Origin of the sequence: Adhaeribacter radiodurans (assembly GCF_014075995.1) — a bacterium.
Classification (GTDB): Bacteria; Bacteroidota; Bacteroidia; order Cytophagales; family Hymenobacteraceae; genus Adhaeribacter; species Adhaeribacter radiodurans.
In genome coordinates this window covers 1,328,484-1,341,187 of record NZ_CP055153.1, presented here as the reverse complement: position 1 = coordinate 1,341,187, position 12,704 = coordinate 1,328,484, and the positions used below count along the sequence as shown (strand labels likewise).

Genomic DNA, 12,704 nt, shown 5'->3' with positions numbered 1-12,704 from the left:
AAACTAATACTTATAGAACAAGGAAGCTTTTAATTACACTAAATTTATCTTTCAGTTTAATATTTTTTAAAGAACTCAGAAGATATATAATAGAAAGGAGCCTCAAATTTATTAATAATCAAGTTTAATAAGATTTTTTAGTGTTGCCCAAAATCTTCTGGTTCCTAAAGTTGCGGGTCTGGCTTTTATAGATTTAAATAAATACAATAAAGTGCTAATTCTATGCTTTTTTGTTAAGGCTAAATGCAAGGCAATGTAAGTATAGCTATTTGCTAAAACTAAATCTTTGTAATTGCTATACTTTTCTCTAACTGCTTCATCTTCCCATAAGTATTTCACGAATGAATTTTTCCTTTTAATAAGTTTATCTTTATTTGTTATCAACACACTCCTCGAATCATGATTAATCAACGTAGAGGTAACAATATTGGAATAACGTATAGGATATCGGGCGGCCAATCTTAACCACAATTCATAATCCTCCGAAGCGGATAAATCTCTATCACCATTAAAAGGGTGTTTTAATGCAATATCACGCCTTAGAAAAACTCCGTTACAACCTAAGAAATTTCCAAAAATTAACTTCTGGTTTATATCTCCAGATAAAGAATTAATATTGGTAATAACGTTACCTTCCGTATCTTTAATTTCGTATCCTAAATGAAGAAACTCCGGAAATTTATATTTTTGAATAACATTATTAGCTTCTTCTAAATGATTCGGATACAATAAATCATCAGAATCAAAGAAATTAACATATTCGCCTTTACTCAATTGTGCTCCGGTATTTCGTGCTATAGCTCTTTCTTCATTTGCCTTTTTGTAATAGGTTACTTTGTCGCTTTTAATTGAATTCACTAACTCCTCGGTATTATCAGTGCTTCCATCATCAACAACTATAATTTCAAAATCCTGAAAAGATTGGTCCAGCACTGACTGAATAGTTCTTTTAATGAAGCTAGCCCGATTATAGGTTGGTATTACAATAGTAAAAAATGGCTTAGACTTCATATATTTTCTCTAATTTATTGATCATCTCCTTTAGAGTAAATCTAGCAAAAACATCTACCTTCCCCTTGCGAATAATACTACTTCTTAAACTTGCATCTCCTAATACCTCTATTATTGCCTCATATATTTCCTCTGAATTCTTATGCGAAACAATATAAGCATTTTTCCTATGTTCAATGAATTCTGAAGCGACTCCGGATAAAGTAAAAACAGATGGAATACCTGAAGCCAAAGCCTCAATGTAAATCTGCCCAAAAGCTTCTGAGCTTTGTTCGATAGGTACGTGAATAAATAAATCAAATAATTTGTATAATGTAGATACTTCTGCTTCGAAAGGGATTTCTATATAGCTTTCAGAGTCCAATTGTGCTAAAAGATGCTGCACTTGCGCCTTATAGCTACCATTTGCATTAGCTAATAGTAACAAAGCATTTGGATACAGTTCCAGAGCTCTTTTAAAAGCAGGAATAATATATTGGATACCTTTTAATTCTAGGTACCTGGATATTACTCCAATAACCGGCCATTTATTATTTGGATTATACTTTTGCTGTAAAGATTCAACTGATTTACTATCTACCTGACTAAAATAGGATAGATCAAAACCGTGGTTTATAACTTTAACTTTTTCAGATTTTACTCCTTCTAAGTTTGTTAGAATATTTTTAACAGATTCAGAAGGTGCTATAATATGAGTAGCTATGGAATTTATGAACTTATCATAATATACAGCATTAGGGAAGTAAACATGATGCTGGTTTCCATGATGCCGGGTTAAAATTCGTTTAGTTATACCGGCTAATTTACCAGCTAACAAACCAATTAGACTGGCATCAAATAAATGGGTGTGGATTATAGCAGGTTTTTCCTTTTTTAAAATTCTCCAAATAATAAAGAAGGTTGCTGGAATATCTTTTTTACCTCTGTAGTTTATAAAGTATATTTTTATTCTATTCTGTTGTAGAAATCTTTGTAATTCAGAAGAACCTGAATTTAAAAGAATAAATTGTAATTCAAATTTATTCTTATCAAAGTAATTAGCTATCCACTCAAAAGCTAACGCTTTATCGATATTAGAAATAATGTAGGTTATTTTAATTTTATCCAATTTATGCTCATTAGTTAAATAAAAATAAAATCATTATTATAACATTTTCTAAAACTGATTTTGAGGTACTTACCATTAAATAGCTTATTCAGAAAATTAAAAGACAAAATGCATTCCTGCTATTAACCTACAAAGTTTGATATACATATTAATTGCTTATATAATCAAAAAAAATAGGCCGCGCACCATTATAAATTAGAGGTTCTTTCCGACTACCCCATTCTCTTTTGTATTTCGTAACATCCGTAAAAAGATATGGAAGAACCTTAAGGGAGGTTTTTATATCGGTTAAAATAATTTTCTTGCTGGGCTTTTTAACAAATAACAACAAAAAAATATTCATTATCATATTTAGATAGGTAAAAAAAAGTACAATATATAATCTATATTACCTTTCTTGTACCATAATAAAGCCCGTGACAGCTTGGCCTGTATTTGCATGGGCTCTCTGGGGGCACTTTTGCCTCCTAAATGTATAATTGCAGCCTTAGGAAAATATATAATTTTAAAGTATTTAGCTATCCTCTCACGGCACCACTCCGTCTCTTCACAATAAAGGAAAAAATCAGGGTCAAATCCACCAACTTTATCAATTACCTTTTTACGCAATAACATAAAAGCTCCCGAAACATCACCAACTTCTAAGATTGTATTAGTTTCCTTAAAATATCGGTTCACACGAAATATTTTGTTAAGCAACCAATTACTGGTAATTAGATAATTGAATATTGTATTTTTGCGAAAAGGATAGAAGGATGATTGAAAAGAGTTATCTTCATTTAAAAGCTTACAACCTAACAAGCCAATTTCCTCGGCATCATCAGCTTCCATAGCCAAATAACATTTTTGCAAACTATCATCAAAGACTAAAGTATCAGAATTTATTAATAAAATGTACTTACCTGTAGCCCGTGCTATTCCCAAGTTATTAGCACTTCCAAATCCAATATTTTCAACAGATCTAATATAAATTAGATTTTGTAATACTTTTTTAAATGCTCCACTATAATCTTCTATTGGTGCATTGTCTATGAGTATAATTTCATACGATAAATTAGTAAGATTAGCAACAATAGAATTTATACAGCTTACAGTTAGGTTAAAAGTTCGAAAATTAACGATAATTATAGATAAGTCCATTTTTGAAAGCTAGTTACTATTTTGAATCAGCCTTAAGAACTTATCAATGTTCTGCATACTTTGACAATTATCTCTTAACCAATCATCACTTTGTTCCCACCATTTACTATTTAATAATTTATCTATAGTTTCATCAGAAAATCTTTTCTTAATCAGCTTCGCTGGAACGCCACCAACAATTGCATAAGGTTCAACATCCCGATTTACAACTGATCCAGCAGCTACAATAGCACCATGACCAATTTTAACATCATCTAATATTATAGAATTTGAACCTATCCAAACGTCATGACCAATCTCTACGCCACCAGATTCATTAAAAGCTTGAAATGACGAAAACGTAGGTTTATGTAATGAATAAAACACAGGACTTGTTGACACAAAAGTACTAGTTGGATGTTTACCAGGGCAGATGGAAACAAACAAACCTATAGAACAAAATTTACCTATATTACTATTTACTATAAGGTTATAACCAGAAAAATAAGTATAGGATCCAATTTGAGAATTATAACAATAAGAGTATTTACTAATACGCACGTTTGCCCCTAAAACACTTTGCTGAACGTTTGAAGTAATATGAATTTTACCCCCTATCCATTTAGCATTAAACCAATCAAAAGTTTTTTTAAAAAATTTTATCATCAATAATATTTTATAAAGCTACCTTTTCAGGAAAAAACCTTCCATTAGCTGTAACAACAATATCGTAAATCCTACATCTAATATCTCTTGGCAACCATTTCAAATAGCCCTGTTCCGCAGCCTTAATCCAATATTTATTAGCAAATAATTTAAATACTTTCGATTTAATGCCAGAAGGATTTACGGGAAAACGTTCATTTTGAGCTTTATCACCATAAAGTTCTGGCTTAAAATTTATCAATTTCTCCTGAGCTTCTCTATATTGCCTAATACGCTTGATATAACTTTTAAAGTTTTTTAATCCAAAATCAAAATGATATGCATAGGCTTTAGAACTAATGTAAATAGGATAATTTTCCTGAAAAGCTCTTACTGCTAAATCATAATCCTCGGCATCGTTAAGTCTATAATCAAACTGACCTAACTTAAAAAATAAATCTTTAGAAATTGAGAAATTATTTGCCGATATATAAGGAGTCTTAAGTAAAACTTCTTCTTCACTTGTATGGGTTAAATCTTTATTCCATTTTTTATTCTGCCAATTTTCAAATAAAATAAACTCTCCCGCTAACTCCGTTTTTGGCGACTCCAGCTTTCCCACTAATAAGCTATTCTTTTTTGAAATATGATGTTCCAAATGGGCGGAAAGCCATTTCTCAGGTACAATTATATCGTCATCCATAAAAACCAGTAAATCTCCTTTTGCTTCTGTCGCTCCCCGATTCCTAACTGTAGCTCGTCCACTATTTGCTTGCTCTATCATCCTGAAACCAAGTAAACTTAAATCAGAACTACGTATAATTTCTGCAGTACCATCAGTGGAGCCATCCACAACTACAATTACTTCATCCGGTTTACGGGTTAGCTTTTCCAAGCTTTTCAGAGCATTAAGAATTTTATTCGCGCCATTATAGGTAGGTATTATAATGGAAGTTTTCATTGTTGTCATTATTAATTAACTATCTGCCATAAAGAGGCTTAAACAATTACCTACCAGAAGGTATTCTTAATGCAGATTTTATTCTGGAAAGCCAAATAGAATTAGCTTTTTTTAAGTTCCAATCTGTGATAGGTAAAGGGAAATCATTATTATTTAATAATATGGCTTCTTGGATACTGTTTACTTTGGATTGTAACTCCAACGATGGCCAAGTTTCGCCCGTGAGATAATGGATATTTTTATAGGTTTTATAGTTTCTACTATTGGCGTTCTTCCAGAGATTATAATACCTACTTACATCGAAGTCTTTGGAATGTCCCCAGCTGTTTAATTTGCGCCACATTTCTTCACTGCTTCTTGCCCATGATTGGTGTATAATTGGAAAATTAGCTATAACATTAAAGTATCCATTAATACGCGCACTTTCATAGTAAGGATATTTCGTCGCAATATTAGCATATTCAATTTCTTCAAAGGAGTTTGGCTTTACCCACAAAACACCACCTGGTAATATTTTATATAGATTAATTAATGGACAACGAATATTTACCTTTCTATCAGACTTAAATTGTTTTAAAAATGCAGCGAAACCTTCGAAATCAATAAAAAATTCATCAGAGTCAATTTGTATATGCCAACCATCTTCTTTCCCTAAAAAATCAGCCATTCTATTTCTTTGCCTGGTATCATTTTCTATAGGTGTTAGGTTCGGTAAATAAAACTGGTCTTCATAAATTGTAATCTTACCCATCGGATCTAATTCTGCTATCAACTTCCTGAAGCTATCTTCATCCCAGGCATATGGCTCTCCTGACCAACTTCGGTGATTGCTATCTATGGATAAACAAATAACATCTGCTTCCTTATAAACAGGGGGGATGGAATATTTGAGCATTTCCCAATCGTAGGCAACACAAAAACCTACTTTAATCTTTTCTAACTTTTTATCCATTTTCTAGCATGGTAGGAAACATCTTTAAAGAACTTAAAATCAAAAGGAGTTTTGCTAAAAACTTTTAGGGCATACTTAAACCCCTGCCCATATTTATGTTCGTTAAAGGCTTGTATGGCATTATCCTTTACCCTTAAAACATGTTCTTCAAAATGCCTGGGAAGTAATTTGCACCATTTTCTTACTTGTTCTAATTTCTCAGGTAATGCCTTTTCACCCCAATTGGTATTTATTTGCTCGGCAAGAAAAAGGTCAATTATTTCTTTTTTTATGCGGTACCAATAATGATAAATCACCGAATTACAAGGTTCTAGCCTTGCATTTTCCTGTAGAATCACGGAAAAGGCGTACTGTTCGCTAGCGTGACTATGCGTAAATGGATAAAACTGATCTGTTAAAGAGTAAACATCCGGAATAAATCTTGCATGGGTCGCATGCAAAAACATTACCCCCGCATTCCAGGAGTGAAGCTTTGGAGCAATACTTATTCCGCTTCCATCTGCTAACAAGAATTTTTTAGATTCTATTAGTTGTATAAAAGCATGCGGTGCCTGCCCAAAAGGCAAAGACTGATTTCTTAATGCTTCGAATTCATACTCTCTAACATGCATAAAGCTCTTATCAGGACTTAAACTTTCTAAAAGCGGAGTAGGGTCAGCGATAAAAAAAGTGTCTGAATCCGCATATATTAAATTACCATCAGAGAGCTGAAAAGCTTCTTCAATTAAGGCAATTTTAATTCTATGCAGAAAATTTATAGTACCTCGCATTACCCTAATTTTATCAGGGGTGAGTAAAATGTATGTTAATGGTACCCCCTGCAGATATAATTTAAAATAATCGGGTTTATCTGTAAACAAGATTACTTGGGTACTCGGTAATGAACTGCTTATATGCGCATAAAAACTAAGAATAGTTAATATTGCTCTTTTATACTCACTTTCCTTACCAAAAGATTGGATAGCTAAACTTACCATTAACTAAAAGTTTATGTTTTTGCTATTCGATACGCCAATTTAGCTAGTCTTATTTTAACCGACATAGCGGAAGTAATGCTGTTTGCTAATTTCCAATTAAACCACGCAGTCTTCTTATCACCTGCATTTAAGGCATTTTCTATTTCGTACATCACCCAGGTTTCACCATAGTAATTCAAAACTTCTTTAAGATGGCTGGATTTTGCTTCCTCAGGCAAATAGTTATTCACCATTTTTATACCTTCTACAAAATCAAGCATTTTAATAGCATTTTTGGCGTACCTTGCCGTATTGGAAGTATTATGAACCCGGTAACAAGCTAGTGCTTTAGGCACATAGCCAAATTCATAATATTTACTTATCCTGACCCACATTTCCCAATCTTCACACCATTTTAGGCGTTCATCAAACCCTCCTAAATCTTCATAAACTGCTCTTTTAACTACAATACTTGGGGTAAATATTCTTTGACGGTATGCTATAGTGCTTAAGAAATCAGGTATAACTCCAGCTTCCGTTTGGATCAGACTGCTTAAACCAATAAATTGATCATTTTCATTTATTGAAAAGTTTTGACAAAATGCTGCTCCTATTTTTTGGTTATTTTGTATTACTTCATGAAGCTCATCATAAAATCCTGGCAAAATATAATCATCCCCATGTAATTGATGCACCCACAAACCATTAGACCTTTTTAAGCATGTTTCAAAATTCTTTGTATGACCAAGATTTTGCGATTGTCTAAAGTAGTTTACTCTTCCATGACCTACTTCCCAAACAACCTTTTCTGGATTATCAGAAGAGAAATCATCAACCACTTCTATTTGCATTTGCTCTTCACCAGGAGCTTGCATCAAAACAGATTCTAATGTTTTAGCTAAATACTTAGAGCAATTATAAACCGGTATCATCACAGACCAAAATGGCCTTACACTTTCTTCTACTAAAGGAATATTAGCTCTATATTTCGGCTGTAAATTCATTATGAATATTTATGTTTTACACTAATTGAGGTTAAAAAGAAGTTTAAAGCTATAATAATCAACTAAGCAAAACATCCATAAAATGAACAAAGTAAAAAAGGCTTCTATGTATTTCCTTTAAAATATTGATATTTATCATTTAATAAGATTGCAGCTTTTATAATTTTAAACTCTATTAAATTCTTATATTTATCATTCTCATTAATTAGTTCATTTACGACATCCGGAACTAAGGACTGCCAGATTAAGAGCTTTTCTTGCTTATATTTTTCAAAGTTGTCACTTGAACTAATTCCAGAAAAGTCATAATTTACAATGGGAAAATCAATGTGTTTAAAATTTTTATTTTTTAATATAGCTTTTAAAAAAAACCAAAAATCAGAGGCTAACTTATATCTTTCTAAATAAGGTCCAAATTCTTTAAATAAAGACAAACTTATTAATGAGGCTTGATGATTAATATTATTGTCTTTTAAAAATTTTAGCGTTATTTTATTTGGATGTTTGTGAATTCTTGATTCTGACGAATTTATATCATTAATAACAATCATATCTCCATAGTAAATATCATTTCCAGGGAACTTAATAATAAACTCATAACATATCTGGATAATATTATTACTACAGAGATAATCTCCACTATTTAGAAAAATTAAAAAGTCACCATTAGCTTTAGCTAGTCCTTTATTCATTGCATGGTAAATACCATTATCCGGTTCACTTACCCAATAATAAATATGATTCTTATTCTCTTTAATAATGTTTACACTTCCATCAGAAGATCCTCCATCTATTATAATGTACTCAATATTAGTATAGGTTTGTCCAACAACACTTTTAATTGTTTCTTCTAAGCCTATTACATTGTTGTAATTAATAGTTATAATAGATATTTTTATCATTTAAGTAATTAAATTAAAAATTCATATTACCTAAGCAAACCCTTTTACCAATCCCACTGATTATACCAACTATTTAAAACTTTATAGCTCTAAATGGTAACCAAATTTTTCAATGTAGTACTTCCAAAATTCAGGATTATACTTTTGCCAAGCATGGGTAGCCATTGGCAAACGTTGATTATTTAATTTAAACAAAACATCAGGGTTAACTTCAAAAGAGAAAGCAATGGAGTCTTCTACATTACCTACTTTAAACCAAGGAAAAAATTGCCTTATGTAAGTACTCCAATATAGGTCTTCGTTATGAGGAAATTGCCATGGCAATATTGATAAATATCGTTTTTGTTTACTTAACAAGCAATATTTTACTATCCTCAAGAATGAATTTGGCTGCACTGCAGCTTCCTTTATTCCTTTATAATTTAAAAATCTAAATAAATTGAATAGATCCAAAATCCTAAGGAATGAACTTACCTTTCTAAGAGAGAAGCCTCCATTACCAGTACCTATAATTTTGCTTGTTCTTAATGCAGTACTATACCCTTCAAACCAAGGGCCCCCAATATAATCGTAATTCAATTTTGAAAAATAATCCAACTGGTCAGAAAACACAAATACATCTAATTGACATATTAATATATGTGAATAAGATTCAAATGCTTTATAAAATTTTTGCTCTAAAAGAAGCCTATTGTATCCCTCAATATTGGCAAAGAAATATTTGTCAAAAAATAAGGTATTTACATTTAACTCTAAAGGTTGATTACTGTAATATAATTTTGAGATTATCTCATTGTGAGTAACAAAAAAAATATCGTAATTAGCTAAAACTTTAAACGTTTGTTCCAAAGATACCTTTTCAACAAAGTTTAGATCAGAATATTGTTTATAAACTGGTATAACTACAGCAATTTTAGGCATTATCTAAAAGTATAAATTTTGCAGAAATAAAATATTTCTTTAATGCTAAATGCAAGATATATCTACTTTAATATGTTAATAAAAAAAAATTATATTTTTAGTTGTTTCTACAAGTAAATATCTAAACAATATTGGTTTAATTTAAACTCTTAATAGATTTTTAAGGCTATATAATTTTCTGATAATTTTATTTATTGTACTTTGATTTGATATAGCAAAATATTTTTTTAAAGATTTCATTGCAATTCTACTATGTAATTCTTTATGTTTAACAACTTGGATGTTTTCAATAATATCCATTGACAACATTTTATTGTCGTAACCACAATGAACTCCGCTTCCATCAAAACCAATATTTTTTGTTAATGAGCTTCTTGGATGTAATATCATTCCATCATTCAAGTAAACACAAGCATGCCATTTTACAGCCCAAGTCTTAATTCGTCCATTTAAATTATCCATCAATTGATCTTGAAATGCTCTTCCTTGAAAGGCATTAAACTTCTTCCAATTAACAGGTTTTTCAATTAATCTTTTATATATTATGTTTATATCATCTATATAATAATCCCAAGCCCTTTTCCAAGTTCCCCATCCCCAACATGAATTAGCATTATAAAAAAACGTTTCTGGTAAATTAGTTTTATCTATCGGATATATAAAACCTGTTACTTGCATTACTTTGGAATCATTTCTATAAGTATTTAAAGCTGAGTTCATGTATGTTAAAAACCCTTTAGAAGTAACTATATCATCTTCCAAAACAATGACACTTCCATGCTTATTAACAATTTCTGTTACTCCGAAGATAATGGAATTTGCTAAGCCTTTATTTTTTTCTGATTCAATAATATGAACTTCTCTACACCATTGTCTTTTTCTTAGTATTTGTCTTGTTTCAGTAATGTATCTTAAATCTTCTTCAGTTGAAATCTCCTTTGGTCCATCTACATATATATATAAGATACTTTCATTAGCCAAATCGTTTTTAAACAAAGCTTCCAAGGTTTGTTCAGTATGTTTTGGTCTATTATATACAAATAATACTATTGGTGTAAGTAAATTATTCATATCTAAGCTGTAGTTAAAAACTTATACTTTTCACTACAAACAACTACTTGTTCTTTGTCTCCACCATAAAATCCAAAATAACAATCATTATTATTCTTAATAAGGACTCTCTTTAATTCTTCAAAAGTATCTTTTTCACCTTTTCTCTGGAAATCATCTATTATTATTATAAAATCATCATCTAAAAAGTTTTCATTAACTAGATCAATTATATTGTACCTAGAGTAATTACTTGATCCAAATGGTCCATCAATTAGGATTAAATTAAACTTTTTATTTAATTCCTTTAGGTTCTCCACTAAATCTTTATATACAAGAGACTTACTATTAAATATCTTTTGTTCAATCACCTCCGAAATTATTATATTAATATATTCAGGTAAAATCCCATTCTGTTTTTTCAGATCTATCCAACTTTTATCATGTTCTACGGTTGCACAAAAAGCATTTTGATTATGGCCTTTCTTATATGCTTGAAAAACTTTTGTAGTTTCACCAAGCCCTAGCTCTAATGTATTTAATGGCTTTGCTTCATTTAAAGCTCTAAACAAAATGTATAATAAGGAATAATTTGCTGCCCATCTCCCTACATTAAATGATTCATTTTGAACCCAGGAACACCCATTTGTACTTGAACGAAATACATTAGCCCAATAATTTTCTAGAGTTAATTTTCTAAGTTGAGATATTTCTTCAACTAGCGACGAGGTTCCAATGAGGTTCTTAATTTTTCTATTTATCATTTTAATTTATTGTTTTATAATCCAATACTAAATAACCTTGACCTCTTGGAACTGTCCTTCCTGTCAAATAGTAATCTGATTCTACAACTTCGAAAGAATATACATTTTCAATCCAATCCGCAACTTCATTCTCAATATTACAAAAGACATTAATGTTATAAATCCCAGGGGTTAACACAACTTTTTCAATTTCAAACATTAAATTTTTAGAAAAATCCAAATTTTCATCAAATATTGAAGTGCTCATCCAGGCAACTCTATCATTAATATTATTATTGATACCTATATCTACATTTGCTCTAATCCTTTCAGTTTGCCCTTTATGATCAAAGGAAATTTTTAGTTTTAATTTCTCTCCTACTAAAAATATATCTGTTTCTTCATTTCTATTATTTGCTCCAACTATATTAATTACTCTGATTCTACCATTTCCCTTTCTATCGATGAGTGTTTTCATATTTTTAGTAGAAGTCTCCTTTAAAGTAGATAGGTAAGTTGTAATAACCTTATCTATTTCGCCGAAAGCAATTGCTTGTCCGTTCTTCATATACAGTCCATTTGTACATAGATTTTGAATTGCAGCCATATTATGACTAACAAACAATACCGTTCTCCCGTCATTCACACTAACATCCTTCATCCGGCCCAGGCACTTTTTCTGAAATTCCGCGTCGCCTACTGCCAACACCTCATCAACAATTAAAATTTCAGGCTCCAAAAAAGCAGATACGGCAAAAGCCAGGCGCACGTACATACCACTGCTGTAGCGTTTTACCGGGGTATCGATGTAGCGTTCTACGCCTGAGAAATCCACTATTTCGTCGAACTTGCTGCGGATTTCGGCTTTGGTCATGCCCAGGATAGCGCCGTTCAGGAAAATGTTTTCGCGGCCGGTTAGCTCCGGGTGAAAGCCCGTACCTACTTCGAGCAAGGAAGCAATACGCCCTTTTACTTTTATGCGACCGGTTGTAGGCGAAGTTACTTTCGAAAGTATTTTTAATAAAGTAGATTTACCGGCACCGTTGCGGCCAATTATACCCAATACCTCACCTTGCTTTACTTCAAAATTTACGTCTTTTAACGACCAAACATAATCGCTGCTGCCTTTTTTGGTCCGGTCGTTGGTTTCGCCAATTTTGGCAAATGGATCTTCCTTCCCGCGCATCCGGGCCCACCAGCGATTCAGGTCGTGGCTTAAAGTGCCGGTACCCACTTCGCCGAGGCGGTACAATTTGCCGAGGTTCTCTACTTTAATGGCAATGTCACTCATTTAATACTTAAAATATTACTAATTTATATGATAGGAAGTAA

Annotated in this window: 13 protein-coding genes; all 13 read right to left on the bottom strand. The window is 31.5% G+C overall.

What is annotated here, in order from left to right; all coding sequences use genetic code 11:
- Window positions 1-111 precede the first annotated feature (111 nt).
- Entirely contained in the window at window positions 112-1,011 is a 900-nt protein-coding gene (locus HUW48_RS05735; RefSeq protein WP_182414766.1) for a glycosyltransferase family 2 protein, read from the bottom strand.
- Window positions 1,001-2,119 carry a glycosyltransferase family 4 protein gene (locus tag HUW48_RS05730; protein WP_182414765.1) on the bottom strand — a complete coding sequence of 373 codons (1,119 nt, stop codon included), beginning with the start codon at window positions 2,117-2,119 and terminating at the stop codon, window positions 1,001-1,003. The genes HUW48_RS05735 and HUW48_RS05730 overlap by 11 nt, the downstream gene beginning before the upstream one ends.
- 351 nt (window positions 2,120-2,470) lie before the next feature.
- On the bottom strand, window positions 2,471-3,259 hold the full coding sequence (locus tag HUW48_RS05725) for a glycosyltransferase family 2 protein (RefSeq protein WP_182414764.1): 789 nt from the start codon (window positions 3,257-3,259) through the stop codon (window positions 2,471-2,473).
- Window positions 3,260-3,268: 9 nt separating this feature from the next.
- Window positions 3,269-3,904: a CatB-related O-acetyltransferase gene (locus HUW48_RS05720; protein WP_182414763.1), complete on the bottom strand. Its 636-nt coding sequence runs from the start codon at window positions 3,902-3,904 to the stop codon at window positions 3,269-3,271.
- Window positions 3,905-3,914: 10 nt separating this feature from the next.
- Window positions 3,915-4,844 carry a glycosyltransferase family 2 protein gene (locus tag HUW48_RS05715; RefSeq protein WP_182414762.1) on the bottom strand — a complete coding sequence of 310 codons (930 nt, stop codon included), beginning with the start codon at window positions 4,842-4,844 and terminating at the stop codon, window positions 3,915-3,917.
- Between the two features lie 46 nt (window positions 4,845-4,890).
- A complete protein-coding gene (locus tag HUW48_RS05710; protein ID WP_182414761.1) occupies window positions 4,891-5,796 on the bottom strand; it encodes a hypothetical protein in 906 nt (301 codons plus the stop codon).
- On the bottom strand, window positions 5,781-6,773 hold the full coding sequence (locus HUW48_RS05705; protein ID WP_182414760.1) for a hypothetical protein: 993 nt from the start codon (window positions 6,771-6,773) through the stop codon (window positions 5,781-5,783). The genes HUW48_RS05710 and HUW48_RS05705 overlap by 16 nt, the downstream gene beginning before the upstream one ends.
- An 11-nt stretch (window positions 6,774-6,784) precedes the next feature.
- On the bottom strand, window positions 6,785-7,756 hold the full coding sequence (locus tag HUW48_RS05700) for a glycosyltransferase family 2 protein (RefSeq protein WP_182414759.1): 972 nt from the start codon (window positions 7,754-7,756) through the stop codon (window positions 6,785-6,787).
- 104 nt (window positions 7,757-7,860) lie between these two features.
- Window positions 7,861-8,658, bottom strand: coding sequence for a glycosyltransferase family 2 protein (locus tag HUW48_RS05695; RefSeq protein WP_182414758.1), 798 nt, complete (start codon window positions 8,656-8,658; stop codon window positions 7,861-7,863).
- An 81-nt stretch (window positions 8,659-8,739) separates the two neighbouring features.
- Window positions 8,740-9,579: a DUF5672 family protein gene (locus HUW48_RS05690; protein ID WP_182414757.1), complete on the bottom strand. Its 840-nt coding sequence runs from the start codon at window positions 9,577-9,579 to the stop codon at window positions 8,740-8,742.
- A gap of 141 nt (window positions 9,580-9,720) precedes the next feature.
- Complete coding sequence (locus tag HUW48_RS05685; protein ID WP_182414756.1) at window positions 9,721-10,650, bottom strand: glycosyltransferase; 930 nt, start codon at window positions 10,648-10,650, stop codon at window positions 9,721-9,723.
- A gap of 2 nt (window positions 10,651-10,652) precedes the next feature.
- The gene (locus tag HUW48_RS05680; protein ID WP_182414755.1) at window positions 10,653-11,393 is read right to left on the bottom strand and encodes a hypothetical protein; all 741 of its coding nucleotides are present in this window, start codon (window positions 11,391-11,393) and stop codon (window positions 10,653-10,655) included.
- Window position 11,394: 1 nt separating this feature from the next.
- On the bottom strand, window positions 11,395-12,663 hold the full coding sequence (locus HUW48_RS05675) for an ABC transporter ATP-binding protein (RefSeq protein WP_182414754.1): 1,269 nt from the start codon (window positions 12,661-12,663) through the stop codon (window positions 11,395-11,397).
- Window positions 12,664-12,704: the final 41 nt, after the last annotated feature.